The 26,069-nt window shown below is 64.7% G+C and carries 24 protein-coding genes and 1 riboswitch; of the genes, 16 read left to right on the forward strand and 8 right to left on the reverse strand.

Annotation, left to right across the window (positions count from 1 at the left end; genetic code table 11):
• Positions 1 to 310: 310 nt before the first annotated feature.
• The 3 genes from E3T51_RS05965 to glgX form a co-directional block, all read right to left on the reverse strand.
• Positions 311 to 1,417, reverse strand: a complete 1,107-nt coding sequence (locus E3T51_RS05965; protein ID WP_166806396.1) for an acyltransferase family protein — start codon at positions 1,415 to 1,417, stop codon at positions 311 to 313.
• A 642-nt stretch (positions 1,418 to 2,059) separates the two neighbouring features.
• A complete protein-coding gene (locus E3T51_RS16710; RefSeq protein ID WP_166806397.1) occupies positions 2,060 to 2,230 on the reverse strand; it encodes a hypothetical protein in 171 nt (56 codons plus the stop codon).
• A 205-nt stretch (positions 2,231 to 2,435) separates the two neighbouring features.
• Positions 2,436 to 4,502 (reverse strand): glycogen debranching protein GlgX, encoded by a 2,067-nt coding sequence (gene glgX, locus E3T51_RS05970; protein WP_134528775.1) that lies wholly within the window; start codon positions 4,500 to 4,502, stop codon positions 2,436 to 2,438.
• A 71-nt stretch (positions 4,503 to 4,573) separates the two neighbouring features.
• Here glgX and E3T51_RS05975 point away from each other — a divergent pair, with 71 nt between their 5' ends.
• The 4 genes from E3T51_RS05975 (at position 4,574) to E3T51_RS05990 (ending at position 9,954) form a co-directional block, all read left to right on the forward strand.
• Positions 4,574 to 5,785 (forward strand): cysteine desulfurase family protein, encoded by a 1,212-nt coding sequence (locus E3T51_RS05975; protein WP_134528777.1) that lies wholly within the window; start codon positions 4,574 to 4,576, stop codon positions 5,783 to 5,785.
• Positions 5,786 to 5,840: 55 nt separating this feature from the next.
• Positions 5,841 to 7,004, forward strand: a complete 1,164-nt coding sequence (mnmA, locus tag E3T51_RS05980; protein WP_134528779.1) for a tRNA 2-thiouridine(34) synthase MnmA — start codon at positions 5,841 to 5,843, stop codon at positions 7,002 to 7,004.
• On the forward strand, positions 6,997 to 9,255 hold the full coding sequence (gene ligA, locus E3T51_RS05985) for an NAD-dependent DNA ligase LigA (RefSeq protein ID WP_134528781.1): 2,259 nt from the start codon (positions 6,997 to 6,999) through the stop codon (positions 9,253 to 9,255). The genes mnmA and ligA overlap by 8 nt, the downstream gene beginning before the upstream one ends.
• A 216-nt stretch (positions 9,256 to 9,471) precedes the next feature.
• Positions 9,472 to 9,954 (forward strand): hypothetical protein, encoded by a 483-nt coding sequence (locus E3T51_RS05990; protein WP_174844568.1) that lies wholly within the window; start codon positions 9,472 to 9,474, stop codon positions 9,952 to 9,954.
• A 223-nt stretch (positions 9,955 to 10,177) separates the two neighbouring features.
• On the opposite strand, the gene E3T51_RS05995 is transcribed toward E3T51_RS05990, so the two are convergent.
• The 3 genes from E3T51_RS05995 to E3T51_RS06005 form a co-directional block, all read right to left on the reverse strand.
• On the reverse strand, positions 10,178 to 11,320 hold the full coding sequence (locus tag E3T51_RS05995) for a glutathione-independent formaldehyde dehydrogenase (protein ID WP_134528782.1): 1,143 nt from the start codon (positions 11,318 to 11,320) through the stop codon (positions 10,178 to 10,180).
• Positions 11,321 to 11,487: 167 nt separating this feature from the next.
• Positions 11,488 to 12,309: an aldo/keto reductase gene (locus tag E3T51_RS06000; RefSeq protein WP_104191627.1), complete on the reverse strand. Its 822-nt coding sequence runs from the start codon at positions 12,307 to 12,309 to the stop codon at positions 11,488 to 11,490.
• Between the two features lie 39 nt (positions 12,310 to 12,348).
• On the reverse strand, positions 12,349 to 13,335 hold the full coding sequence (locus E3T51_RS06005; protein WP_134528784.1) for a zinc-binding dehydrogenase: 987 nt from the start codon (positions 13,333 to 13,335) through the stop codon (positions 12,349 to 12,351).
• Between the two features lie 191 nt (positions 13,336 to 13,526).
• On the opposite strand from E3T51_RS06005, the gene gatC reads away from it, so the two are divergent.
• The 12 genes from gatC (at position 13,527) to E3T51_RS06065 (ending at position 24,352) form a co-directional block, all read left to right on the forward strand.
• The gene (gene gatC / locus E3T51_RS06010; protein ID WP_104191629.1) at positions 13,527 to 13,823 is read left to right on the forward strand and encodes an Asp-tRNA(Asn)/Glu-tRNA(Gln) amidotransferase subunit GatC; all 297 of its coding nucleotides are present in this window, start codon (positions 13,527 to 13,529) and stop codon (positions 13,821 to 13,823) included.
• A gap of 2 nt (positions 13,824 to 13,825) precedes the next feature.
• Entirely contained in the window at positions 13,826 to 15,373 is a 1,548-nt protein-coding gene (gene gatA, locus E3T51_RS06015; protein WP_134528786.1) for an Asp-tRNA(Asn)/Glu-tRNA(Gln) amidotransferase subunit GatA, read from the forward strand.
• Entirely contained in the window at positions 15,373 to 16,878 is a 1,506-nt protein-coding gene (gene gatB / locus E3T51_RS06020; RefSeq protein WP_104191631.1) for an Asp-tRNA(Asn)/Glu-tRNA(Gln) amidotransferase subunit GatB, read from the forward strand. Before gatA ends, gatB begins: the two co-directional genes overlap by 1 nt.
• A gap of 3 nt (positions 16,879 to 16,881) precedes the next feature.
• Positions 16,882 to 17,148 (forward strand): hypothetical protein, encoded by a 267-nt coding sequence (locus E3T51_RS06025; RefSeq protein WP_134528788.1) that lies wholly within the window; start codon positions 16,882 to 16,884, stop codon positions 17,146 to 17,148.
• Positions 17,149 to 17,153: 5 nt separating this feature from the next.
• Complete coding sequence (locus tag E3T51_RS06030) at positions 17,154 to 18,254, forward strand: VIT1/CCC1 transporter family protein (protein ID WP_174844573.1); 1,101 nt, start codon at positions 17,154 to 17,156, stop codon at positions 18,252 to 18,254.
• Between the two features lie 205 nt (positions 18,255 to 18,459).
• The gene (gene dinB / locus E3T51_RS06035) at positions 18,460 to 19,674 is read left to right on the forward strand and encodes a DNA polymerase IV (protein ID WP_134528792.1); all 1,215 of its coding nucleotides are present in this window, start codon (positions 18,460 to 18,462) and stop codon (positions 19,672 to 19,674) included.
• Between the two features lie 25 nt (positions 19,675 to 19,699).
• Positions 19,700 to 20,029: a hypothetical protein gene (locus E3T51_RS06040; RefSeq protein WP_134528794.1), complete on the forward strand. Its 330-nt coding sequence runs from the start codon at positions 19,700 to 19,702 to the stop codon at positions 20,027 to 20,029.
• A gap of 348 nt (positions 20,030 to 20,377) precedes the next feature.
• Positions 20,378 to 20,487, forward strand: a riboswitch (TPP riboswitch).
• 32 nt (positions 20,488 to 20,519) lie between these two features.
• Positions 20,520 to 21,164 (forward strand): ECF transporter S component, encoded by a 645-nt coding sequence (locus E3T51_RS06045; protein ID WP_134528796.1) that lies wholly within the window; start codon positions 20,520 to 20,522, stop codon positions 21,162 to 21,164.
• A gap of 3 nt (positions 21,165 to 21,167) precedes the next feature.
• A complete protein-coding gene (locus E3T51_RS06050; RefSeq protein ID WP_174844569.1) occupies positions 21,168 to 22,697 on the forward strand; it encodes an ABC transporter ATP-binding protein in 1,530 nt (509 codons plus the stop codon).
• Entirely contained in the window at positions 22,694 to 23,488 is a 795-nt protein-coding gene (locus E3T51_RS06055) for an energy-coupling factor transporter transmembrane component T family protein (protein ID WP_134528798.1), read from the forward strand. The genes E3T51_RS06050 and E3T51_RS06055 overlap by 4 nt, the downstream gene beginning before the upstream one ends.
• Positions 23,481 to 24,092 carry an AAA family ATPase gene (locus tag E3T51_RS06060; protein WP_241989196.1) on the forward strand — a complete coding sequence of 204 codons (612 nt, stop codon included), beginning with the start codon at positions 23,481 to 23,483 and terminating at the stop codon, positions 24,090 to 24,092. Before E3T51_RS06055 ends, E3T51_RS06060 begins: the two co-directional genes overlap by 8 nt.
• Positions 24,089 to 24,352 carry a hypothetical protein gene (locus E3T51_RS06065; protein ID WP_134528800.1) on the forward strand — a complete coding sequence of 88 codons (264 nt, stop codon included), beginning with the start codon at positions 24,089 to 24,091 and terminating at the stop codon, positions 24,350 to 24,352. Before E3T51_RS06060 ends, E3T51_RS06065 begins: the two co-directional genes overlap by 4 nt.
• Here E3T51_RS06065 and E3T51_RS06070 read toward each other — a convergent pair whose 3' ends face one another.
• Entirely contained in the window at positions 24,353 to 25,648 is a 1,296-nt protein-coding gene (locus E3T51_RS06070; RefSeq protein WP_134528801.1) for a D-alanyl-D-alanine carboxypeptidase family protein, read from the reverse strand. It abuts the gene before it with no gap.
• A gap of 24 nt (positions 25,649 to 25,672) precedes the next feature.
• Positions 25,673 to 26,023, reverse strand: a complete 351-nt coding sequence (locus E3T51_RS06075) for a metallopeptidase family protein (protein WP_134528803.1) — start codon at positions 26,021 to 26,023, stop codon at positions 25,673 to 25,675.
• Between the last annotated feature and the right edge of the window lie 46 nt (positions 26,024 to 26,069).

The raw sequence follows: 26,069 nt of genomic DNA on the forward strand, positions 1-26,069 counted from the left end.
GTGACCATCGCGTGATCGATCACCAACTGAACGCTGTGCCAGGACATGCCTTGACCAGATGAGATGGCTCGGCCCGAGTGGCCTTGGTTGCGAAACTGCAAAACCAGTTTCGGCTTGATCTTTCGTACCACTATCCATTCTCTTTGCACCACGTGGCCGTCACGTGATGGAAGGAGCCTTACTGGCGGCGCTCACCCACACTCACACCGACGCCTACTCGCGCCAATCGGCATCCGCACCGTGGCGCTCACTCGTACCACTCAGGGACCCGATAGAGGCCAATCCTTACCCATGCCAGCACCCATGCAGCCTAACGCGCTGGCACACTCTCAATCTGACCTGTGATTTGCGGCTTCGCGATGGGTGAACGGTATGGTTTCTGGCCCAGTAGAGCCCAGCTGATCCAAGGGAATCTGCCGAGCGTGACTTCAAAGAGAATAGGAAGACCAAGGCCAGCAGCCATACATGCCACAAACACCAGAATCTCTGAGTCAAACCCGATCGTATTGAGCAGGATTCGCACTGGCGCAGTACCAAAAACGTGTAGTAAGAAAATCGCAAATGAAAAGTGTCCAAGCCATGCTAGAGGGAGCCAGCAGAGCTGTTTGCGAAAAGCTACGACAGCAGTTATGCCCGTGAGCCCTAGTAGAAGACTCAGAAGAGCGCTTGAAGAAGCTGGGAGATTTATCACACCGAAGACCTCCGCGGCACGTACTGCGAGCAGGGCACCAGCCAATACCAACACAGCACCGCGCGCAGGCAATAACATGCTTCCGTAGGAAGAAGAGATATATCCAAGCAAGAAAAAAGGCAAGAGTTCTATTGCCCTATTGATGCTGAAAATGTCCCACGCTGCCGGAACGTTGACAAGGATGGCTATCCCAGACGTGATCGTGAGGGTGGCCAAAGCGAATGAAAATTTCCGACCGAGAGCGGACAGGTTTACAAGGCCAACGACGAGAAAAATCAGGAATATTGCCTGAAGGAACCAGAAATGTCCCAGCCCATAGACATATAGTTTCCAAAACTCCTGAATCGGCCTGGTCGAATTGGTTCCTGGAGTCACACTCTGCACCAGTACGAACAATGTTCCGACTGTAAGTAGAGGTACGAGGAGTCGTCTTGCTTTGCCTATGATCAGTCGACGATAGGAACCTATGTCTGATGGCGATCTCCAAGCAAATACAAATCCGGACAATGCCGTAAACAGCGGCATCCTCAGGTCCACAAGGAGGTCAGATGAGTAATACCACCCCGAGTTGCTAGATAGCTGCATGCCGCCGATAACGTGATAGGCAACCATAAGAATTATAGCAATGCCACGGAGGGAATCGACGGATCTGTCACGGAAGGGCGACTTCTCGGAAGCCGAGGTGCGATTATAGGGAAGAGAAGAAGAATCTGGGGAAGTAGCCACTCGACGGTACTCCGCTCGTTACTGGTCAAGGATTCCGATCAGGATAAAGAATATGAGGAGGCTTAAGTCCTATAAGTACTGTCCGTTTCTCGGTTGCCGCGCAATCTGTGTCAGAAAATATCAAACTTTTGCGTAAATGGCAACTCGGGCTACGGCAAATATTGAATGTTCTGCCGCTAGTGGTCAAGTTTGTAAGTCCGTCGGGGGTTCCAGAGTGCGGCTTTCGTGGGTGGTGAGGAGTCCGTCGAGATGTAGATTTCGACCTGGTTCAACCACGACGCGTGGTTGAGCAGGTGGACGAATTCAGTCCTCGGCCACGCGTCGTGCATGCGGTCGATGGCCCGGGTGCCGTTGTGTGAGGAGACGTTGTCGACGACTTAGAACACCCTCGTCGCTGACGCGTAGGGTTCAGAAATGACGTACTCGACGAGGGCGTTAAACGGCTCGATCCCAGTCGTGGGCGCGCACCGACCCAAGACGTGACCTTGGTGAACGTCGTATGCGGCGAAGTAAGCCAGGGTCCCACCGCGTCGATATTCGAACTGCTGACACCTGATCCGGCTCGGCGCTGGCGGCAGGGTGGGTCGCGGCGAGTCAGGGCTTGAAGCTGCGATTTCTCGTTAGCACCAATCACGAATTCGTCTAAACCGGACGGGATTCCGCGTGCAGCCAACAACGCACCGTGGACACCGAGACGGAATCGACGACCTTGCGGGTGATGGCTTCGGCCGCGAACTCCCGATACGACCACCGGGCCAACGGCACGGTGACCTCGGCGGGCAGCGCGCACGTCGACACCTTCACCTCTGCCACGACCATCGTTGTGAACCGGCGCGGCCGCCCGCTTCGCTGAACTTGATAGTAAATTCGCTGATCATCCGCATGAAACAGTTCCGGCCCTGGAAATGCAGCTCGCTGGACACGTGATCGACGGTTCGCGCCGCGATATCCAGACCGCTCAACCCGCACAAGCTTCTTCACCTTCCTCTGCGAGCGTCGCCAGCGAAGTTCAGTCGCGTCACCGGCGCGGCACGAACGCGCCATGAGCGCGCATGAGCTGCATCGAGGCACCCGGAACGAACAGGGGAGTGCCCGGGGAATGCTCGAGACACAAGTCGCGCAGGTCGTCGTGGCTGGAATCCCAGAGCAACGTATATGCATCCACTTCCTCATGCGCGGGCAGTGTGACGATCTCGTCCTGCTCCCGCGCGTTGATCACAAGCAGGATGCGGTTAGAGTCTTCATGCTCGGGTGTCGACGCCGCCATGTACTGCAGGGTGCGCTCGGTCGGTGAGTTCCAGGCGTCGCCGGTGAGCGTCTCGCCGGCGATGTTGTACCAGTCGAGCTGGCTGGCATTCGGCGTGGTCTCGCCGAACCGCCCGAAGTGCACCGGACGCAACGCCGGGTTCTCCCGGCGCAACTGCAGCAGACGGCGGGTGACCCGGTGCAGGTCTTGCTGCCAGTCGTCGAAATTCCAGTTCAGCCAGGTCAGCTCGCTGTCCTGGCAGTAGGCGTTGTTATTGCCCCGCTGGCTGCGCCCGAACTCGTCGCCGGCGGTGAGCATCGGGATGCCGGCTGACAGGAGCAGGGTGCCGAGCAGGTTGCGCATGGCTTTGCGGCGAATGGCCAGTATGGTCACGTCGCGAGTGGGCCCCTCCACGCCGTGGTTGTACGAGCTGTTGTTGTCGGTGCCGTCACGGTTCGACTCACCGTTGCCGAGGTTGTGTTTCACGTCGTACGCGGTCAGGTCGGCGAGGGTGAACCCGTCGTGTGCGGTGATGAAGTTGAGCGAGGCGAGTGGGCCGCGCTGCTTCGAAAAAGTGTTCGAGGAACCGGCAACCCGGGTCGCGAACCGCCCGATCCCACTGCCGGCCGAGCCGCTCAAACGCAGGCTTTTCATGTCGGTAAGCCAAAAGTCCCGCATGCGGTCGCGGTAGCGGTCGTTCCACTCAGTCCAGCCGGGCGGAAAATTGCCGGTCTGCCAGCCGCCCTGGCCGACATCCCACGGCTCCGCGATGAGCTTCACGCCGGCCAGCTCCGGGTCGTCGCGAATCTCGGTGAGCAGCGGATGCTCCCGGTCGTAGACGACGCCGCCGTCACGGCCGAGTGTCGCGGCCAGATCGAAACGGAACCCGTCGATCTGCAGGTCGTTGGCAAAGTAGCGAAGCGAATCGAGCACGAGCCGTTTGGGCACGTCGTGGCTGAAGTTGACCGTGTTGCCGCACCCTGTCACGTCGATGTAGGCGCCGGACTCGTCCTGCCGGTAGTAGGCCGCGTTGTCGATGCCGCGCAGGCTCGTGACCGGGCCGTTGCGACCCTCCTCAGCGGTGTGGTTGTACACCACGTCGAGGATGACCTCGAGCCCCGCCTCGTGCAGCAGTTTGACCATGCCCTTGAACTCGCGCAGCACCGCAGCCGGCCCCGCAGACTGGGCCGCCTGGGTGGCGTAGTCCGCGTGCGGGGAAAAGAAGTTGAGGGTGTTGTAGCCCCAGTAGTTGATCAGGCCCTGTTTGATCAGACGCTGTTCCGACACGAAGGCCTGCACCGGCAACAGTTCGACCGCAGTCACGCCGAGGTCCTTCAGATAGCCGATGGTGGATTCATGGGCGAGGCCGGCGTAGGTACCGCGCAGCGCGGCTGGAACCAGCGGATTGAGCCGGCTGAGGCCGCGCACGTGTGCCTCGTAGACCACGGTGTGGTCGAGGGCGGTGGCTGGCTTCGCGGTGCCGTTCCAGTCGAAATAATCATCGACCACCGAGGACTGCCACAGTCCGGCGCCCACCCGCACCAGACCGCGGGAATACGGCTCGATCAGGATTTTTTCCGGGTGAAACGAATTTTGTGGGCTGGCCGGACCCGACACCCGGATGCCGTATCGGCGCCCCGGTGACAGGGTGCGCGATTTGCCGGACCAGACGCCGTGCACGTCCTGTGCCATCGGCACGCTCTTGATGATCCAGTTCGGATCGGTGTCGTCGAACAGGCACAACTCCATGGCATCGGCGTGTTCGGCCCAGACGCGGAGTTCACCGCCCGCGCTGGTCAATCGCACACCGAGGTTGCGCAGGGGGTCGGTGGAACTCATGGATTCAAGAGTAATCAGTGTGGGGGGAGCGTGACGACCACCGGTATCCGCCCGACTGTAAAATGAAAGACATGGTTGTCTATCTGGATCACGCGGCGACCACGCCCATGCTTCCCGCCGCTATTGCCGCCTACGCCGAAGCGATGAGCGTCGTCGGCAACCCCGCCTCGGTGCACAGCCAGGGCCAGAATGCGAAGCGGATGCTCGAAGAGTCGCGCGAGATCGTGGCCACGAGTCTCGCCTGCGATCCGATCGAGGTGGTCTTCACCGGCAGCGGCACCGAGGCGATCAACCTGGGCATCAAGGGCCTGTACTGGGCCCGCGCGCCGCGCCGACGCATTCTGGTGCCCGGCGGCGAACACCACGCGACCCTCGATACGGTGGAGTGGCTGGCGCAGCACGACGGGGCCGTCATCGAGTGGATTCCGCTTGACCATGACGGACGCATCGACCTCGCCGCGCTGGCGGATGCCATTGCGCGTGACCCCCTGGACGTTGCGCTGGTGAGTGTGATCATGGCCAACAATGAAGTCGGCACCATCGAGCCCGTTGCCGAGGCGGCAACGCTCGCCGCAGTCCACGGCATTCCGGTGCACGTCGATGCCGTCGCCGCATACGGCTACCTTCCGGTCGACTTTCGCACCCTCGCCGCCACCGGTGTGTCAGCGCTGAGCGTATCGGCGCACAAGGTCGGCGGCCCGGTCGGTATCGGCGCGCTCGTGCTCGGCCGGGCGACGACCGTCGAGCCGCTCATCCACGGCGGTGGGCAACAGCGCAAGGTGCGCAGTGGTACCCAGGATGTCGCGGCAGCGGTCTCGTTCGCGGTGGCGGCATCGGCCATCACCGTTGAACAGCGGGCGGCCTCGTTGTCGCCGGCTGCGGGCGGCGTCGAAGCTACCCGCCTGGCCGCGCTGCGCGACCGGGTGATCGCCGGTGTGGCGCGGGTCGCTCCCGACGCTGTACTCAACGGCGACCCGATCACCCGGCTGCCCGGCAACGCCCACTTCAGCTTTCCCGGCTGCGAGGGCGACTCGCTGTTGTTCCTGCTTGACGCCGCCGGAGTGTCTGTGTCGACCGGGTCAGCCTGTCAGGCCGGGGTGCCGGAACCCTCGCACGTGCTGCGGGCGATGGGACGCAGCGAGAGCGAATCCCGCGGGGCCCTGCGCATCACCCTCGGCCACTCGTCGACCGACGCCGACGTCGACGCACTGCTCGCCGCTCTGCCGGCCGCGCACGCCCAGGCGCTCGCCGCCGGCATGGCCGATCGGGTGCCCGGGCGATGACGTTGGCTCAAACGGGCACTCCGCGTACACTCGTTGGGTGAAGGTTTTAGCAGCAATGAGTGGCGGTGTTGATTCCGCCGTCGCAGCCGCGCGTGCGGTCGAAGCTGGACACGAGGTGGTCGGCGTACATCTGGCGCTGAGCCGAATGCCGGGCACACTGCGCACCGGCAGCCGCGGCTGCTGCACCGTGGAAGATTCGATGGATGCCCAGCGTGCCGCCAACATCATGGGCATTCCCTACTATGTCTGGGACTTCTCGGAACGCTTCAAACTCGACGTCGTCGACGACTTCACCGCCGAGTACGCCGCCGGCCGCACACCGAACCCGTGCATGCGCTGCAACGAGAAGATCAAGTTTGCCGCCCTGCTCGAAAAGGCCATGGCCCTCGGCTTCGACGCCGTCTGTACCGGCCACTACGCCAGCATTCTGACGGATGCCGATGGCAACAAGCAACTGCACCGCGCAGCCGCCTGGGCAAAAGACCAGTCCTACGTGCTCGGTGTGCTCACCGCCGATCAGATCAATCACTCCATGTTTCCGCTTGGCGCCACGCCGACCAAGGCCGAGGTGCGAGCGGAAGCGGCCGAGCGAGGCTTCTCGGTGGCAAACAAGCCCGATTCCTATGACATCTGCTTCATCCCTGACGGTGACACCAAGGGCTGGCTCGGCGAACGCGTCGCCCCAGTGACCGGCGACATCCTCGATCGGGAAGGCAACACGCTCGGCCAGCACGACGGTGCCGTCGCGTTCACCGTCGGCCAGAGGAAGGGGCTGTCGATCGGCACTCCGGCCGCCGACGGCAAGCCGCGCTTCGTGCTCGAGGTGCGTCCGGTCACCAACACGGTCGTCGTCGGTCCGAAGGAGGCGCTCGCCATCAAGGAGATCGCCGGCAACAGATACACCTGGGCGGGGCTTGCCCCCGAACATCCAGAAGTCGCGTTCCCCTGCCACGTGCAGATTCGCGCCCACGCCGACCCGGTACCCGCGGTGGCCCAGGTCGTCTCGACCACCGCAGTGACCGGAGTCCGCGGCTCGGTCGAGCTGCGCATCATTCCGAACGAGCCACTCGCCGGTGTCGCCCCCGGGCAGACCGCCGTCGTCTACGTCGGCACCCGGGTGCTCGGCCAGTGCACTATCGACCGCACCGTCAGTGCCGTCCCCGTTTCTGTCACGTCTGCAAGCACCGCTTCGGCCAGCCCCGTCCCGGTCAATGCCTGAGTCCGTCGCCGACACCACCAACGACGCGCTGAGCGTCGCAGCCGCCGAGGCTGCCGAGATCACCACCCGAGTGCTCGCCGCCCGGGACGCCTACTACGGGCAGGGCACCGTCGTCATCTCCGACGCCGACTACGACCGGCTGGTGCAGCGCCTCGCCGAGCTCGAGCGCCTGCATCCCGAGTTGCAAAGTCAGGACAGCCCCACCCAAACGGTGGGCGGCCGGGCCGAAGTCACCCTGTTCGATCCGGTCACGCACGCCGAACGCATGCTGAGCCTCGACAACGTTTTCTCCCTCGAAGAATTTGAAGGCTGGGCGGGCAAGGCCGCGGAGAACTCCGGCCGCGCGGTGCACTACCTGTGCGAACTCAAGATCGACGGCCTCGCCATCAACCTGCGGTACGCCAATGGCGTGCTCGTCTCCGCCGCCACCCGCGGCGATGGGGTCGTCGGCGAAGACGTGACCGAGAACATCGATCTCGTACCCGGCATCCCGAGTCGCCTGGCCGGTACCGGGCATCCGTCGCTCATGGAGGTGCGCGGGGAGGTGTTTTTTCCGACGGCGGCATTCGACGAACTGAACGCGGCGCAGTCCGCGGCCGGCGAGCGGGTGTTCGCGAACGCCCGCAACGCTGCGGCAGGGTCGCTGCGGCAGAAAGCCGCCGGTAAGAACGCTGACCAGCTGCGCCTCATGAAGGCGCGCCTGGGGCGGCTGCGCATGCTTGTGCACGGTATCGGCGCTTGGGAGAACCCGCCCGTACAGACCCAGTCCGAGGTCTACGGCCTGCTCGAGGGCTGGGGGCTGCCGACCAGCAGCTACTTTCGCGTAGTCCCGTCGGTCGCCGAGGCGGCCGAGTTCATCGAGTACTACGGGGCACACCGCGGCAGCGTCGTTCACGAACTCGACGGCATCGTGATCAAGATCGACGAGCTCGCCCTGCACGCCGAGCTTGGCGCTACCAACCGGGCGCCGCGCTGGGCCATCGCCTACAAGTACCCGCCCGAGCAGGTCAACACGAAACTGCTCGACATCGTCGTGAGTGTCGGCCGCACAGGACGGGCCACCCCGTTTGCGGTGATGCAAAAAGTTCTCGTGGCCGGTTCCGAGGTACGCCAGGCGACCCTGCACAACCAGGACGTCGTCAAGGCCAAGGGTGTGCTGATCGGTGACATCATCGTGCTGCGCAAGGCCGGGGATGTCATTCCGGAGGTGCTCGGACCGGTCGTGGAGCTACGCGACGGTACCGAACGCGAATTCGTCATGCCGCTGAACTGCCCGGAGTGTGGCACCCCGCTCGCGCCGGCCAAAGAGGGCGACAAAGACCTGCGCTGCCCGAACGCGCGCAGCTGCCCCGCACAGGTGCGCGGCCGGGTGGAGCACATCGGCAGCCGGGGCGGCCTCGACATCGAGGTGCTCGGCGAGGTCGCGGCTTCCGCGCTCACCCAGCCGACCGTGCCGGCCGACCCGCCGCTGTCGACCGAGGCCGGCTTGTTCGACCTCGAACTTGCCGACCTGTTGCCGATCCAGGTGATCGTGCGCGACGCCGAAACGGGCTTGCCTAAGGAAGACGACGGGGCCCTGAAAATTCGGATGCCGTTCTCTCGCAATCCGAATCCTGCCGAGAAGAAGCAGGGTCTGACCGACCTGCAGCCATCGTCGAGTGCGCTCAAGCTCCTGGCCGAGATTGAGAAAGCCAAGACGAAGCCGTTATGGCGCATTCTGGTGGGCCTGAACATCCGTCATGTCGGCCCGGTCGCCGCACGCGCACTGGCCAACCACTTCGGCTCCCTCGATGCCATTCGTGCCGCGACCCGTGAGGAACTGGCCGAGGTCGACGGGGTCGGCAGCATCATCGCTGACGCCGTGCTCGACTGGTTCCAGGTGGATTGGCACGTCGATATTGTGACCCGGTGGTCCGCGGCCGGTGTGCAGTTCGCCACCCCGGGCCACCCCGGGCCGGGCGCGGCCGAGGCCGCCGGGGGAGTGCTCGCCGGGCTGACCGTGGTCGCCACCGGTTCGCTTGAGGGTTTCACCCGGGAGGGGGCGCAGGAAGGGATCATCGCCGCCGGCGGCAAGAGTGCATCGAGCGTGTCGAAGAACACCGATTTCGTCGCCGCCGGGCCGGGCGCAGGATCCAAGCTCGGCAAGGCCGAAACCCTCGGCATCCGCATACTCGACGCCGACGAGTTTCGAACCCTGCTCGCGGAGGGGCCGGCCGGGTTGGCGCCCGCGTCCTCACCTGCATCCACGTAGTCTGCCCCACAGGCCTTCTGGGTTTTGCGTGGAATTTCACCGGCCGCGCACCGCGCGTCCAACGTCGTTTGGAGGGGGCGGCTATAGCCAGACCTCTTGAAATGCGGCTGCTGTCGGTGTAAACCGAATTCAGGCCGATGCTTGTCGCCTCTTTCGAAGGAGTGCCATGCCCAGCACATGCGATTACCATTTCTCCGCCGAACTCGTTCGTCGACCATGAGCCTGCTCCGGGGGTTCCTGGGCGGCGCGGCGGCCGGCGCGGCAGGTACCACCGCGCTCAACGCCGTGAGCTACCTCGGGATGGCGATCAAAGGCAGACCGGCCAGCTCCACTCCGCAGGCCACCGTCGAGAAACTTGCCGACGTCGCGCAGCTCACAATCCCCGGATCTGACGAGGTGAGAAAAAATCGGATCGCGGGCCTTGGGCCATTGACCGGTTTGATCGTGGGCGTGGGTCTTGGTGCACTACTCGGACTCTTCCGCTCTGCCGGTTGGCGACCCGCGCCGGTGGTGAGCGGGCTGGCGGCCACGGTCGGCGCGCTGATTGGCGGTAACGTGCCGATGACGGTTCTGGGGGTGACCGACCCCCGCACCTGGACCGCCAAAGACTGGGCCAGCGACATCGCCCCGCACCTGGCCTACGGGGTTGTTGTCGCCGCTACCCTGTGGGGCTTGGAGCGGCACGCGCCGTCCCGCTGAACGGGTCGTCCTGCTGATCCGGGGGCGGCACCCGCAAGTGCCGCCCCGCCGAACACGGCGACCATGTCGAAGCCTGTGATGGTTGCGCTTTCGGTTGGATCATTGGACGAACTCGTGTTCACTCCCTCAACGGTCGAGTCCGAGCGGTGAATACGCCGCGGCGAGGTCGTTCGACCGCGGCCTATTCGACAGTGGCCTACTCGGGCTTGAGGATGACTTTGGCCTACTCGGGCTTGAGGATGACTTTGGTCCACCCGTTGTTGCGGGCGCCGAAGTTCTTGTAGGCATCCGCGGCTTGGCTGAGCGGGATCTCGTGCGAAACGATCCAGGATGGCTTGGCCTTGCCCACGGCAATGAGTTCACGCAATTGCCGATTGTATTTCTTCACCGGACATTGGCCGCTGCCGATATTTTGACCTTTGAGCCACTGCAGGCCGTAGTCAATGGCAATTTTGCCCTGCTTGGCGTTCTCGTCGAAGCCGCCGGGATCTGCCGGCAGGAAGACGCCGACAACGCCGATGCCCCCGGTGATGCGCACGGACTGAATCAGCCGGTTCAGCGTCATGGCGGGATCTTCGGTGCCTTGAGGATCGTGGGATTGATAGCCCACGCATTCACAACCTCGGTCCGCGCCGACACCCTTGGTCTGGTCCAAAACGAATTGGACCGGGTCCGTCTTCGAGTCATCAACGGCGATTGCGCCGATCTGTTCGGCGAGGGCCAGCCGGTCTGGGCGTCGGTCCACCACCCAGACTTTACTGGCTCCCTTGATCGTCGCAGACAGGGCAGCCATCAGCCCGACCGGACCCGCACCGTAAATCACGACTGTGTCCCCGGGGATAACGCCGGCCATCTCTGTAGCGTGGTAGCCGGTAGGGAAGATGTCCGAGAGCATCACGTAATCGTTCTGCTTTTCTCTGGCGTCTTCACCCAGGCGCAAGCAGTTGTTGTCACCGTAGGGCACACGCAGCATTTGGGCCTGCCCGCCGGGGTACGGACCCATGCCGGCGAAGCCGTAGGCGGCGCCGGCACCGACCGGGTCGGGTTGAGTCGTCATGCAGTAGTTGGTAAAACCGCGTTCGCAATTCTTGCAAAACCCGCAGGAAATATTGAACGGCAGCACGACGAGTTCGCCCACTTTGACCTTGTCGACTCCGTTACCGACCTCGATGACCTCGCCCATGTTCTCGTGGCCAAACGTACGTCCAACCGCGAAATCGGTGCGTCCCTCGTACATGTGCAAATCTGAACCGCAGATATTCGTGGCCGTGATGCGCACGAGAACATCAGTGGGGCGTTCGATCTTGGCATCTGGAACTTCTTCCACGTTGACCTCATTGGGGCCCTTATAAACGACTGCTTTCATTTTTTTTCACTCCCTGAATTTATAACGGTGTAAGACGGAAGGTCCGTCTTCACTTTCGGAGGTATTGAATGGATGAATATGCGACAGCGTTAGGCTGTGCAGAAAATGAGCATGTTTCATTAGTATCACGATCGCGCAGAGCGCGCTTCAACAATGAACGGACGGCGTCACAGAATATCGAGCGGTTGCTTGCTGCGGGGCGCCGGAAATGCGTTATCCAGCGACAGGCAATCCTCGGCGTCCAGGACCACCGCGCCCGCGCCGACATTCTGCTGCACGTGCTCGAGAGATGAGGCCTTGGGGATCGCGATGACGCCCGGTTGCCGGATGACCCAGGCGAGTGCGATCTGGGCACCAGTCACTCCGTGCTTGTCTCCGATTTCGGCCAGGAGCGGATGCTCGAGCAGAGTCGGTCCCTGGCCGAGTGGTGAATAGGCCATGAGCGGCATGCCTGCGCGTTGTTGCCAGGGCAGGAGATCAAACTCGATGCCCCGACTGCCGAGGTTGTAGAGCACCTGATTGGTGGCGCATCCGTCTGGTGCTCGCTGTAGATCATCCCGGTCGAAATTGGATAATCCCCAGCTCCTGATCTTGCCAGCTGCACGCAGGTGATCGAACCCGTCGACGGTCTCGGACAGCGGGAAACTGCCGGACCAATGCAGTAAAAAGACATCGAGCCGATCGGTTCCGAGCCGGCGCAGGCTACGCTCGCACGCAGCGACGACACCGCTGCGGCTGGCGTTATGCGGGTAGACCTTACTGACCAGCACGACGTCATCGCGGTGACCCCGGATGGCCTCGCCGACCAGTTCTTCCGAGGCGCCATCGCCATACATTTCGGCGGTGTCGATTACGGTCAGGCCAGCGTCGATCCCCGCGCGCAGGGCCGACACCTCGGTCTTTCGCTTCGCGGCATCCTCACCGAGATGCCAGGTTCCCTGGCCAATGACGGGCACTTGGACGCCGTTGAAGAAGTCAGTTTCGCGCATGCGGTTCCCTACCTAGTGTGCATTTCCAGACGCTCTGGCTTACGTATTCAGAAGACTGAGTACGATCTTGCCCAGGTGCGAGTTCGCGGCCATGAGATCCTGCGCTTGTTGGACTTCGGTCCAGGGCAGGATCCGATCAATCAACGGGCGCAGTGCTTCGGCAGCCGGGTCGACCTCGGAGCGCAGCGCGGCGACGATGGCGGCTTTTTCGGCAGCGTCACGGGTGCGAAAGGTGACCCCGATGATGCTCAGACGTTTAAAGGCCAGTGCTTCCAGATCAAGATCACCGTGGGCACCACCGAGGCGCCCCACACCGACCAGGCGTCCGAGGAGGGCTGCGCAACGAATATTGTCCGCAAGATAGGGGCCACCAACGTGGTCGACGATGATGTCGACCCCGCGGCCATCCGTCAGTTCCAAAACCCGATCTGCGAAACCGGCCTCGCCAATCTCGATCACGTGATCGGCACCCTGAGCAAGAAGAAGGTCTGTTGCCCGGTCGGTGCGAACGGTAGCAATGATCAGTCCGGCGCCGAGGTACTTTGCCAGCTGTACGCACTGAAGCCCCACTGTTGAGGCCGCCGCATGAACGAGCACCGTTTCGCCCGGCTTGAGGCCACCCGCAGTGCGGAGCGCGTTGTGCTCGGTCATCAGCCCGAGGATGACAGCAGCACCCTCCGCGTAGGTCCACGCCGCTGGAATCGGTACAACCAGCGCAGCGTCGACAACGACATCCTCGCTCAAACCTCCACTGACGGTGGCCATGACGCGGTCACCGACGTGAACGCCCCTCACCTCGCTCCCGACCGCGACAACGTCGCCCGCGGCATCCAGCCCCACAACGACCGGCGCGCCGCCCGGGCTAACCGGTTGGTGGGTTCCCGCGCGCTGAGCAAGGTCGGCACGGTTCACCGACGCAGTCCGCACACGGATCTTCACCTGACGCGGGCCCGGTTCGGGGCTCGGGAGATCCCGCATCGACAGCACGGATCCGCCCGGGTTCTGCTCAACAACAATTGCTCTCATATCTGCCAGTGTGCTACGAAACGGTTACTTCCCGCTGAACTTCTGGCTTCGTCGCGGGTTCTTTTTCGTCGTCGGCGATACCGAACTTGATTCGATCCACGCGAATGGTCAACCGGTGCGGTCGGCGGATCGGGCTCGCCGCGGCTGGCGAATAGGATTGAGGTAACCACCCCAATGCGTATCGGAGCACCATGTCTGAAATCACGGCCGAGCAGGTTGCCCATTTGGCATACCTTGCCCGGATCGACCTCAGCCCCCTCGAGATCACCAGCCTCACCCATGACCTCGGCCAGATCGTCGACTCGATCGCCAAAGTGTCTGAGGTTGCCACAGCCGATACCCCGGCGACGAGCCACCCGATGCCGTTGACCAACGTGTTCCGCGATGACGTCGTCGTCCCCTCGCTGACGGTCGAGCAGGCCCTGTCCGGTGCGCCGGACCGCGCCGGTGACAAATTCCGCGTGCCCGCCATCCTGGACGAGGAGTGACCATGACCTATCTCACCAAGCTTTCCGCCGCTGCGCTGAGTGAACTGTTGGTCAGCAAGCAGGTCAGTGCCGTCGAGGCGACCCGCGCCCACCTTGACCACATCGCGGCGGTCGACACCGACCTGCATGCTTTTCTGCACGTCGCAGCCGACGCCGCCCTCAACACCGCCGCCGCGATCGATGCCCGCCGCGTTGCAGGTGAATCGCTGAACCCGCTCGCCGGTGTTCCGATCGCGATCAAAGACGTACTCGCCACCCAGGACATGCCCACCACCGCCGGGTCGAAAATTCTCGAGGGCTGGGTGCCGCCCTACGATGCGACCGTCGTGGCCCGCCTGCGTGCGGCCGGGCTGATCCCGCTCGGCAAGACCAACATGGACGAATTCGCCATGGGGTCCTCCACCGAACACTCCGCCTATGGCGTCACCCGCAACCCCTGGGACCGAGACCGCATCCCCGGTGGTTCCGGCGGCGGCTCGGCCGCGGCCGTCGCCTCCTTCCAAGCGCCGCTCGCCCTCGGCAGTGACACCGGGGGATCGATTCGCCAGCCAGCCGCCGTGACCGGTTCGGTTGGAGTCAAGCCGACCTACGGCGGAGTCTCCCGCTACGGTGCGATCGCCCTCGCGTCGAGCCTCGACCAGGTCGGCCCGGTTTCCCGTTCGGTCTACGACGCCGCCCTGCTGCACGATGTCATCGGCGGGCACGACCCGCTGGATTCCACCTCGCTGACCGACAGCTGGCCCTCGATGGCCGCCGCAGCCCAAGCCGGCCTTAAGGATGGTGCCCTCAAGGGCGTGCGCGTCGGCGTCATCAAGGAACTCTCCGGCGACGGATTCCAGGCCGGCGTCACCCAGCGTTTCACCGAGACCCTCGCCCTGCTCGTCGCCGCCGGCGCCGAGATCACCGAGGTCTCCGCTCCGAACTTCGAGTACGCCGTCGCGGCCTACTACCTGATTCTGCCGGCCGAGGCCTCGAGCAACCTGGCGCGCTTCGATTCGGTGCGGTTTGGCATCCGGGTCAACCCGGACAGTGGTTCGCTCACGAGCGAGCACGTCATGAGCGCCACCCGCGAGGCGGGTTTCGGCGCCGAGGTCAAGCGCCGCATCATCCTCGGCACCTATGCCCTGAGCGCCGGCTACTACGACGCTTACTACGGCAGTGCGCAGAAGGTGCGCACGCTCATTCAGCGTGATTTCGCCGCCGCGTTCAGCCAGGCGGACGTGCTGATGTCACCCAGCGCCCCGACTACCGCGTTTAAATTCGGTGAAAAGCTCGCCGACCCGATGGCCATGTACCTCAACGACGTGACCACCATTCCGGCCAACCTCGCCGGGGTGCCCGGCATGAGCATCCCAATGGGCCTCGCACCCGAAGACGGCCTGCCGGTCGGCCTGCAGATTATGGCCCCGGCCAAAGCGGATGCCCGCCTCTATACCGTCGGCGCCGCCATCGAGCAGCTGCTCGAAGCGCGCTGGGGACACACCATGCTCAGCCAGGCACCAGCCCTGACCCCGACCGAAATGTTTGCCAGCGAAGAGGGAGCCGTTTGATGCCCAAGGCTGAATTGATGGACTTTGACCGCGCACTCGAACTGTTCGAGCCGGTGCTCGGCTTCGAGGTGCATGTCGAGCTCAACACCAAAACCAAAATGTTCTGCGGTTGCGCCAACGAGTTCGGTTCCGGCGCTAACACGAACACCTGCCCGACCTGCCTCGGACTGCCCGGCGGGCTGCCGCAGGTGAACAAGAAGGCGATCGAATCCAGCATCCGCTTGGGGCTGGCTTTGGGGTGTGAGATCGCGGAACACTCGAGGTTCGCCCGCAAGAACTACTTCTACCCCGACACGGCGAAGAACTTTCAGACCAGCCAGTACGACGACCCGATTGCGCATGACGGTTCGATCACGATCGAACTCGAGAGTGGCCGTTTGGTCACCGTCGAGATCGAACGCGCCCACATGGAAGACGATGCCGGCAAGCTCACCCACATGGGTGGCGCGACCGGACGCATCCAGGGCGCCGACTACTCACTCGTCGACTACAACCGTGGCGGAGTGCCGTTGGTGGAGATCGTCACCCAGATGATCGAGGGCGCCGAACACGACGCCCCCGAGATCGGCAAGACCTACGTCGCGGCGATTCGGGAGATCGCCAAAGCGCTCGGCGTCTCCAACGCCCGCATGGAGGAGGGCAACGTGCGCTGCGACGCCAACGTCTCGCTGCGCCCGCGCGGGTCGAACGTGCTCGGTACCCGCACCGAAACCAAGAACGTCAACTCGCTGAGAAGCGTCGAACGCGCCGTGCGCTACGAAATCCAGCGCCAGGCTGCCGTACTGGCCGGCGGCGGCACCATCACGCAGGAGACCCGGCACTGGCACGAAGACACCGGAATCACGAGTGCCGGTCGGCCCAAGAGCGACGCCGACGACTACCGCTACTTTCCCGAGCCCGACCTCCTGCCGATGGCGCCGTCCCGCGACTGGGTCGAAGAGCTGCGCCTGACCCTGCCCGAGCCACCCGCGGCACGCCGCAAGCGCCTGCAGGCAGCGTGGGGTTTTGCGAACCTCGAATTCCAGGACGTCGTGAACTCCGACCTGCTCGACGCGGTCGAAGCGACCGTCGCGGCCGGGGCATCCGCTCAGGCCGCACGTAAGTGGTGGACCGGAGAAATCGCCCGGCTCGCCAACGCGGCCGGGGTCGCGGCCGACTCGCTCGTGACACCGGCGCAGCTCGCCGCGCTGATCGAACTCGTCGACGCCGGAACCCTCACCGACCGTCTCGCCCGCCAGGTACTCGAAGGCGTCATTGCCGGGGAGGGCACCCCGGCCGAGGTCGTCGACAGCCGTGGGCTCGCCGTGGTCTCTGACGACGGCGCGCTGATCGCCGCCATCGACGCGGCGCTCCTTGGCCAGCCCGATGTGCTCGCCAAGATTCGGGACGGCAAGGTGCAGGCCGCCGGAGCCGTGATCGGCGCGGTCATGAAGGCCATGCGTGGGCAAGCGGATGCCGCGCGCGTGCGCGAACTCGTGCTCGAACGCGCCGCCACAATCGAGTAACAGGTGACAACTCAGCCTTTCGGAGTCGGCGTGCAGGTTATCGTGCGCCTCGACCGCACCCGGTTTCCCGACTCCCTGATCGACGACCCGATCGGCGTGATCGTGGCGGCAGGGGAGTCGGAAGGCGCTGGACTGTACGCGCCCACCGTGGTGCGGGAAAGATTCTGGGTCGTCCAGTTCGAGGAGCCGTTCTTCGGTCTCGACGGTTCGGGCCCGCACGACTCCGCGCGCATCCCACAGAGCTTTCTGGAAGCGGCGCCGGAGGCGTGAACGTGATCAATCCTGAGCCGGACGAACGCACCCCGTCGACCCGCGACATCCGTCGGTGGAGGCAGTACCTTGCCGACGAACAGGCCGAGGCTGCGGTGTACCGCGACCTCGCTAACCGGCGGGCCGGCGAAGAGCGCCAGATTTTGCTTGCCCTCGCCGACGCTGAAGGAAGGCACGAAGAACACTGGCGGCAACTGCTGGGCAGTGACGTGGGCTCACCCAAACGTGGCGCGCTGCGCACCCGATTTCTGGCGCTGCTCGCTCGCCGGTTCGGCTCGGTGTTCGTACTTGCCCTCGCCCAGCGGGCCGAGGGGCGGTCGCCATACCAAGCGGATGCCGACGCGACCAACGCCATGGCCGCCGACGAGACCGTGCACGAAGAGGTTGTGCGCGGCCTCGCTGCTCGGGGCCGCAAACGCTTGTCGGGAACCTTTCGGGCCGCCGTCTTCGGCGTCAACGACGGGCTGGTGAGCAACCTCGCCCTCGTGCTCGGTATCGGCGCGACCGGCGTACCCGCCGCGACGATTCTGTTCACCGGTATCGCCGGGCTGCTGGCCGGGGCACTCTCCATGGGCGCCGGCGAGTACGTCTCGGTGCGCTCCCAGCGAGAACTGCTCGAAGCGTCGACCCCCGCGGCGCCGGCCAAGAGCGTGCTCTCCCATTTGGACCTCGCCGCCAACGAGCTGACCCTGGTCTACCGGGCCAGGGGCATGTCTGAAGACGAGGCGGAGGCATACGCCCGTGGGGTACTCGCCACCGCCTACGCGGCGACCGGACCGATTTCCGCGGTCCGCCCGCAGGCTCCCCGGCACGATGAACACGAGGCCATCGGCACCGGCACCGGAGCGGCCCTGTCGAGTTTTTGCTTCTTTGCCTCGGGCGCGCTGCTGCCGGTGCTGCCCTACCTGTTCGGTATGAGCGGCTACGCGGCCATCATCGTGGCCACCATTCTCGTGGGAGTCGCCCTGTTGGCCACCGGCGCAGTCGTTGGCTTGCTCTCTGGCGGTCCGCCGCTGAAGCGTGCGTTGCGACAACTGGTGATCGGCCTTGGGGCGGCCGCGGTCACCTACCTGCTCGGGCTGGTCTTCGGCACCGCGATTGGTTAGCGGCCGACCAGAATTGGTCGCGCTTGTCGGTGGCCGCCTATCGGCCACCAGCTCACCCGGGCTCACCTCATAACTCCTGCAATATGAGAGCACGGCAGAAGAGATCGGCGGAATTGCGCACTTCCGCTTGAGGCCGGGTACAGATTGCAGGAGTTATGGTCGAAAATGAATATGCCGATAGGCCGGATCGGGTTAGGGTTCTTCGGTGGGCAGACAGGACGGCAGCGGGCGGCAGATTTCGGCGGACGACGTCGACGACCGTTCGGCGACGATGCTGCACGTGGATCTGGACGCGTTCTTTGTCTCGGTCGAGTTGCTCTCCCACCCCGAATTCGTACACCTGCCGGTGATCGTCGGCCACCGCGGTGGCCGTTCGGTCGTCACGGCGGCCAACTACATTGCCCGAAAATACGGCGTGAACTCGGCCATGCCGATGGCGGTAGCGCTACGCCAGTGCCCGAACGCGATCGTACTCGAGCCACACATGGGGCTGTATCGCGACTTTTCCAACCGGGTGATGGGGATCTTCGACGACGTCACCCCGCTGGTGGAACGGCTCGGCATCGACGAAGCTTTTCTTGACGTTGCCGGCGCGACTAATTTGTTTGGTTCTCCGGCTGTGATCGGCGAACTCATTCGCGCGCGCGTGTTTGCCGAAACCGGCCTCGTCTGCTCCGTGGGCGCGGCGTCGACCAAGTTCGTCGCCAAACTTGCCTCCGGCCTGGCCAAACCCAACGGTCTGCTCGTCGTGCCGGGCGATGAGACGGTCGAGTTTCTGCATCCGCTGCCCGTGACCGCCCTGTGGGGCGTGGGGTCCGCCACCGCGCAGATGCTCACGCGCCTCGGCCTGAAACTCATTGGTGATATTGCGCACACGCCGTTAGACGTGCTGAAAAAGACGCTGGGGGAGGCCTCCGGTCTGAAGCTGTTCGAGTTGTCCTGGGGGCGTGACCCACGCCCGGTGACGATTGAGCGGGAAGAGAAAAGCGTTGGCCACGAGGTGACTTTTGAGCACGACGAGACCGACATCGACCGACTGCACAGTGAGTTGCTGCGGCAGTGCGACCTTGTGGCCGCTCGGCTGCGGCGCAGCAATCTCGTGGCACGGCGCGTGGCACTCAAGCTGCGCTACACCGACTTCAGCACCGTTACCCGGTCGCGTACCCTCGCTGAACCGACCAATGTTGGCCGGCGCATTTATGAGGAAGCAGTCGCTGCGTTCGACCTGCTGGCCGCGTCGGGTATTCGGGTGCGTCTGATCGGCGTGCGGGCCGAGCAACTCGGTACGGCGTCGGGATCGGTGGGGTTGTGGGATCCCGACGAGGACTGGCGGGGCGCCGAGCTGGCGGTTGACTCCGTGACCGAGCGATTCGGGGCGGGAAGCGTGCGTCCGGCCTCGTTTTTCAAGCCTCGCCCATAGGGCACGAGTCGGCTACCCTGTTGGAATGACCAGCCTCCCGGAAAAACTCGCAGACACCTTCCGTTCCGCCGGTGTGAAATCGGCTTACGGTGATCCCGTGCAAATTGATGGCGTCACCCTCGTACCAGTGGCGCTCAGCTACTACGGTTTCGGTGGCGGTGATACCGGTGAAGGCAGTGCTGCCGGATCCGGTGGCGGCGGCGGTGGGGTGTCGCTGCCGATCGGCGCCTATGTCAAGGCGGGCAGCACCGCTCGGTTCGAGCCGAACGTCATCGCCCTGCTCGCAGTCGGTGTGCCGTTCCTTGTGGTCGCCGGCCGAGCCCTGGCCCGAGTAATCCGAGCCCTGAAGAAGTAGCCCCGCTCTCCGGACGGGGCCCGGGCCCCGTCCGCGGGCCCAGTCTATAAACTGCTCCCGTGGTCCAAAGATGGTCCCGGGCGAGCGCGGCGGGGGCGACGAGCAGAACGGATGCGGCGGGGCCGGCGCGGCCGCCGCGCGAAACGACGGCGCGCCCACCGTGGCATCCGAAGGCGCAGCCAGGTCGGAAAATGCCACGGGCCGTTCACCGGCAGCCCCTGGGCGATGCGCCGACGCCGCATCACAAACCGACGCATCAGCAGGAGATATAGCGTGGCCAACACGAGCAGGATTCCGATGCTCATGTCGTGATTCCCATGCCGCAAGTCTAGGCGGGGCGCTAGAATTGAAAACGATCACGGGAGTCCGGTACACCGGGCTGAGAGGAAGCTGACCAAGCTTCGACCGTCGAACCTGATCTGGATCATGCCAGCGCAGGGAGGCTTCTCGATCCCGTGCCCTGTATTCACCTACGGAAAGGGCACGCACAGTGCACGCTACAATCACAGCCACACGATCGGTCACGACGAAGAAGCCACGCAACTTTCGCTGGCGCGTGGTCGACATCGTCGTCGCGAGCGTCATCGGCGTCGCGAGCGGCGTCATCTTCTGGGCCTGGGGCCTCGCCTGGTCCCCGCTCAGCGCCATCCTTGCGTTCACGCCCGGCCTCGAAGGTCTCCTGGCCGGTGGCTGGCTGTTCGCCGGAGTGCTCGGCGGCCTCATCATCCGCAAGCCCGGCGCGGCCGTGTACACCGAGGTCGTCGCCGCCGTCGTATCAATGCTGATCGGCACCCAGTGGGGATTCTCCACACTCATCTGGGGCGTCGTGGAAGGCCTGGGCGCCGAAATCATTCTCGCGCTGTTCCTGTATACCAACTGGAGGCTGGGCGTGGCCCTGCTCGCCGGCGCGGGCGCCGGTGTGGCCGTAGGGTTTCTCGACACGACCTTCACGAGCTATGCAGCACTGGATTTTGGCTACAAAGCCGTTTATTTCGTATCCGCGGTCGTGTCGGGCACGGTGCTCGCCGGCCTGCTGTCCTGGCTGGCCGTGCGCGGCCTGGCCCGCACGGGTGCGCTGAGCCGCTTTGCTGCCGGTCGGGAAGGGTCGCGAGCACACTCCGCCGCGATCAGCTAGCGGATGTTGCACACCCCGCCGTTTCCCGCCGGTCACGATGCGCAGATTCGGGCCGTTCAGATTCAAGCCAGTGACTGGGGCTGGCGCCACGCCGGGCGCCACAATCAGGCGGTGTCCGGGCTTGACCTGCAGGTCGAGCCTGGCGAGCGGGTTTTGCTGCTCGGTGCCAGCGGTGCCGGCAAGAGTACGCTGGTGCACGCGCTGGCCGGTGTGCTCGGCGATGCCGAAGACGGCGACGAAACCGGCAGCCTGCTCATCGACGGCCGTCGCCCGGCCGAGGCGCGCGGCCGGGTCGGACTCGTGCTGCAGGATCCGGACTCTCAGGTCGTGCTGGCCAGGGTCGGAGATGATGTCGCGTTCGGGTGCGAGAACCTCGCCGTTCCACGTGCCGAGATCTGGCCGCGGGTGCGGCAGGCTCTCACCGAAGTCGGCCTGAACCTACCCCTCGACCACCCCACCTCGAGCCTGAGCGGCGGGCAGAAGCAGCGGCTGGCTCTGGCCGGCGTGCTCGCCATGCGGCCGGGGCTGTTGCTGCTCGATGAACCGACCGCGAACCTCGACCCCGATGGTGTCGTCGAGGTGCGCGACGCCGTTGTGCGCTCGCTCGATCGATCCGGGGCCACCTTGGTGGTCATCGAGCACCGGGTCGAAGTCTGGCAGGACGTCGTCGATCGCGTCATCGTGCTCGACCCGGCCGGCGGTGTGCTGGCCGACGGTCCCACCCGCGAAGTCTTGTCGAGGCACGGGGAACGGTTGGCGCAGGCCGGCGTCTGGGTGCCGGCGCTGCCCCCCCGATTTCCGACGCGCGCTCCCATCGCTTCGGCAGAGACCCTGCTTCGGGCAGAGGGACTCGCGGTCGGTCGCGTTCCGTTTGGCCGGCGCGCGGCATCCATCGTGGCCGAGAACATCACCCTCAACCTGCGGGCAGGTACCGCCACCGTTGTGACGGGCCCCAACGGCGCGGGAAAATCCACTCTCGCCCTTACGCTGGCCGGATTGCTGAAGCCGGCCGGGGGAACCCTGCACGCGAGTGACACGTTTGCGGCCGATATCGCGCCCGAGCCGCACCGCTGGCGTTCCCAGCAGCTGCTGACCCGCATTGGAACCGTTTTTCAAGACCCGGAACATCAATTCCTGGCCGCAAGCGTGCGGGCCGACCTGCTGATCGGCCCGCACGCCCTCGGCCTCAGCCAGGCCGAACAGACCAGCCGCGTCGACGAGCTGATGCACCGGCTACGACTCGATCATCTTGCCGACGCCAACCCGTTCACCCTGTCGGGCGGCGAGAAGAGGCGGATGTCCGTCGCCACCGTTCTTGCGACCCGTCCCCGTCTGCTCGTGCTCGACGAGCCGACCTTCGGGCAGGATTCCCGTACCTGGCAGGAACTCGTGGCCCTGCTGGCCGACCTGCTCGATGAGGGCATCGCGCTCGTCGCGGTCACCCACGACGCCCAGTTTGTCAGCGCCCTGGCCGACGAGGAATACCGGCTCGGTATGCCAGACTCGATCCGCCTCGGGGCGGGGGCGCCATGAGCTTGCTGACTCCGACGATCCGCCCGAGCGTTGTCGCCCGACTCAACCCGGTCGCCAAGCTCGCCGTGGCCCTGATCGTGAGCTGTGCGCTGCTGCTCTCGATCGACTGGGTCTCGGCTGGAGTCGCCCTGCTGCTCGAGGCCGCACTTCTGCTCTGGTGCGGCCTGAGCGTCCGACAATTCTGGCTGCGAACCGCGCCGGTCTGGATCGCGGCCCCGATGGCTATGGTCACGACCGTGCTCTATGGCGAAGACTCCGGTGGCCTGCTGTGGCAGTTCGGATTCATCTCCGTGACTGACGGCTCAGCCCAGCTCGGCCTGGCTATCGGGCTGCGGGTTCTCGCCATCGGCCTGCCCGGCATCGTGCTGCTCGCTACGACGGATCCGACGGACCTAGCCGACGGCCTAGCCCAGGTACTGCGTCTGCCCGCGCGATTTGTGCTCGGCGGCCTGGCTGGTCTGCGACTCGTGGGTATGTTCGTCGAAGACTGGCACTCGCTCACGCTGGCCCGCCGGGCCCGCGGGGTGGGCGATGGCGGTGGACCGCGCGGCGCCGCCCGCCGGTTCTTCGGCCCGGCCTTTTCCCTGCTCGTCCTTTCGGTGCGTCGGGGCAGCAAACTCGCTACGGCCATGGAGGCGCGCGGATTCGGCAGCGACGAGCCCCGCACCTGGGCCAGGCCGTCGCGGGTCCGAGCGGCTGACGCGGTTCTGGTCGGCATCGGATTCGCCATTGCCGGTATCGCTATCGGCGTCGCGGTGTGGGCCGAGACCTGGAGTTTCATTCTTGCCTGACACCGATAGAGGGCTGGTTCCTCACGACGACATGGTCTTGCTGGCACCGATACTGCAGGCCGTGGCCGCTGCCGGTCCGAACCCCGTGGTGCTCATCGACGGTCCTAGCGGTGCGGGCAAGAGCACCCTCGCCGACGCGCTCAGAAAACATTGGACTGGCCCGCATCGCCCGCAATTGGTGCGCATGGACGACATTTATCCCGGCTGGGATGGTCTCGATGCGGCCGTCTGCCATCTGCGCCGCCATGTTCTGCAGCCACGGCACTGGGGCCAGCCGGCGGCATGGCAGCGCTACGACTGGAATACGAATCAGGCGGCGGAGTGGAATCCGCTTGACTCGGCCCGCCCCCTGATCGTGGAGGGTTGCGGAACGCTCGCGGCCGCGCATGAACCGCTCAGCCACGTGCGTGTCTGGCTCGCGGCCGACGACGCTCTACGCAAACAGCGTGCGCTCGATCGCGACGGAGAAGTGTTTCGCACCCACTGGGACCAGTGGCAGCAGGAGTGGGCCACCTATCTCGAAGAAGAGACGCCGGAACCTCGCGCGACCATTCGGTTACGGGCGGGCAGCTCGAACCGGAGGGGACTAGATTGGCTGCCATGAGTGATACTGACAGCGCAAACCCAACCCTGTATGTCGCCGAGTTCATTGATGGCCCGCTCGAGGGGCAGATCGATTCCCGAGCCCTCGTGCGCGGCAAGCACGCGGCACGTATCAGTATGGTGGCCGCCGTCGCCGGACTGGAATCGGTGTTCTGGTACGACGAGGTCGACCAACGCGACGTGAGCGGGCAACTCCGCGTGCGCTACGCCTTCGACGAGGGCGAAAGCGATCCGGTCGACGCCGAGGTCGATCCGATTTAGTTACTGGTCGAGTAATGCCGAGATCATCGCGACCGGATGGAGCAGCCGCCAGCCCAGTCCAGGGTCGTTGATGGCCTGGTCGAGTTTCAAGGCGGCCGAGAGCTTCTCCCCGGCGACGGTGAGCCGCACCTGGCCGATGTTCGCGCCGGTGCGGGCAGTGGCGAAGTCCTTGAGCGTGACCGTCGCGGCCTCCGGGCTCGCGGCCTGCCAGGCATAGCGCGTGCGAGAGACGCCGACCACGGCCGAGGCGTCATCTCCCCACGCGGATTCAAACGTCGCGTATGCGTCTCCGGCGGCCAGGACAGGTAGCGCGCCAACTCCAGCCCGCGCGCTCGCCATGAGCGCGGTGAGATCCGCGGTGAGCGCATCGTAGGACGGTTCGCCAATGTAGGCACCCGAGAACGTGAAGCTTGAGGCGCCGTCACTGATCTCGGCGGTGAACAGAAAACAGACCCCGCCCGCATCCGTGTAGCTGCGTGAAATGCCCGTAATTCCTTCCTCGGGCAGATATGACGTGGTGTTCTGCACACCGCGGCGGTTCGCTAAAGCGGATGCGGGACTCTCCAGCATTGCCGACACGATCGGGTCGCTAGCGGCGAGGCCGGCCAGGCGGGCCAGATCGGTGGCAGTGCCGGCGCTGGCATCGTGCAGCCCGGTCGCGTCGACGACGGCGGTACCGGTGAGCCCGTTGCGCCCCAGCCATGCGTTGGCGGCGACCACGTAGGCGTCGACCGACCCGAACGCCCAGCGGGCCACACTATCGGCGTGGTTGTTGCTCGATCCGAGCAGCAAGCCCTGCAGCATCTCGAGCTCGGTCCACTGTTCGTCAGCGAACACAGTGACCGAGCGGGCTCCGGCCTTGTCGTAGTCGAGATAGCTCTGAAAGTCGGCCGCCGTGAGCGTCACTACCGGGCCGCTCTCGCCCGGCACAATCGGTTTCTCGTCAAGAACGACCAGGGCGGTCACGACTTTGGCAATGGACGCCATCGGGAGGGCCTCGGCCGTTCCGGCAACTGCGATGGGCTCGGGGACCGCCATGCTGGTTGAATCCGTGCTGGTGGAGGTCGTGCCGGACGCCGCACTGGTCGTCGCAGCGAGAACGGCGATGGCGCTTGCGCCGTTGGCGGACAGAACTGGGGGAGTGGGCGCTGTGGCTGTCGAGGCAGGGATGACGGTGGTCGCAGTGACGCTCGGAAGGGGCCCCAGCAAAGTGGCGGGGCCGTAAACGCCGAGGCCGAGGATGACCACCGTTCCGACCAAAATGCCCACGAGACGGCCAGGACGGAAGGAACGCATGACCCAAGGGTAGACCGCTGGAGGCTAGCCCCAGCCGAGTTCGTGCAGCCTGTCGTCATCTAGCCCAAAGAAATGCGCGATTTCATGAACCAGGGTGATGTGAATTTCCTCGTGCAGGTCGTCGAGGGTTTCGCAAATAGCCAGCAACGGTTCCCGGTACAGCACAATGCGATCTGGCATCTCGCCAAAGCCGTACTGACCGCGCTCAGTGAGCGCGACTCCGTCATACAGGCCCAGAATGTCCAGGGTGCCATCTTCGGGACGATCTTCGACCACGAAGATTACGTTGTCCAGTCCGTCGACCATATCGTCGGGCAGCAGATCAAGCTCATCGACCACAAGACGCTCGAATTCGGACGCGTCGAGTTCTAACATGCGGCTTCAAACATCGCGGCCTGCTTTCACCAACACTGCGATGGCC

This window comes from Cryobacterium serini (assembly GCF_004404025.1).
Taxonomy (GTDB): Bacteria; Actinomycetota; Actinomycetes; order Actinomycetales; family Microbacteriaceae; genus Cryobacterium; species Cryobacterium serini.

Excerpts from the sequence above, each read along its gene's own strand:
- E3T51_RS06055 (WP_134528798.1), top strand. The coding sequence starts at position 22,694 with ATGAGCTTGCTGACTCCGACGATCCGCCCGAGCGTTGTCGCCCGACTC.
- E3T51_RS06075 (WP_134528803.1), bottom strand. The coding sequence starts at position 26,023 with ATGTTAGAACTCGACGCGTCCGAATTCGAGCGTCTTGTGGTCGATGAG.
- E3T51_RS06070 (WP_134528801.1), bottom strand. The coding sequence starts at position 25,648 with ATGCGTTCCTTCCGTCCTGGCCGTCTCGTGGGCATTTTGGTCGGAACG.
- gatB (WP_104191631.1), top strand. The coding sequence starts at position 15,373 with ATGCCCAAGGCTGAATTGATGGACTTTGACCGCGCACTCGAACTGTTC.
- E3T51_RS05975 (WP_134528777.1), top strand. The coding sequence starts at position 4,574 with ATGGTTGTCTATCTGGATCACGCGGCGACCACGCCCATGCTTCCCGCC.
- E3T51_RS06040 (WP_134528794.1), top strand. The coding sequence starts at position 19,700 with ATGACCAGCCTCCCGGAAAAACTCGCAGACACCTTCCGTTCCGCCGGT.
- glgX (WP_134528775.1), bottom strand. The coding sequence starts at position 4,502 with ATGAGTTCCACCGACCCCCTGCGCAACCTCGGTGTGCGATTGACCAGC.
- ligA (WP_134528781.1), top strand. The coding sequence starts at position 6,997 with ATGCCTGAGTCCGTCGCCGACACCACCAACGACGCGCTGAGCGTCGCA.
- mnmA (WP_134528779.1), top strand. The coding sequence starts at position 5,841 with ATGAGTGGCGGTGTTGATTCCGCCGTCGCAGCCGCGCGTGCGGTCGAA.
- E3T51_RS06005 (WP_134528784.1), bottom strand. The coding sequence starts at position 13,335 with ATGAGAGCAATTGTTGTTGAGCAGAACCCGGGCGGATCCGTGCTGTCG.
- E3T51_RS05990 (WP_174844568.1), top strand. The coding sequence starts at position 9,472 with ATGAGCCTGCTCCGGGGGTTCCTGGGCGGCGCGGCGGCCGGCGCGGCA.
- E3T51_RS06065 (WP_134528800.1), top strand. The coding sequence starts at position 24,089 with ATGAGTGATACTGACAGCGCAAACCCAACCCTGTATGTCGCCGAGTTC.
- E3T51_RS06000 (WP_104191627.1), bottom strand. The coding sequence starts at position 12,309 with ATGCGCGAAACTGACTTCTTCAACGGCGTCCAAGTGCCCGTCATTGGC.
- E3T51_RS05995 (WP_134528782.1), bottom strand. The coding sequence starts at position 11,320 with ATGAAAGCAGTCGTTTATAAGGGCCCCAATGAGGTCAACGTGGAAGAA.
- E3T51_RS06050 (WP_174844569.1), top strand. The coding sequence starts at position 21,168 with ATGTTGCACACCCCGCCGTTTCCCGCCGGTCACGATGCGCAGATTCGG.
- gatA (WP_134528786.1), top strand. The coding sequence starts at position 13,826 with ATGACCTATCTCACCAAGCTTTCCGCCGCTGCGCTGAGTGAACTGTTG.
- gatC (WP_104191629.1), top strand. The coding sequence starts at position 13,527 with ATGTCTGAAATCACGGCCGAGCAGGTTGCCCATTTGGCATACCTTGCC.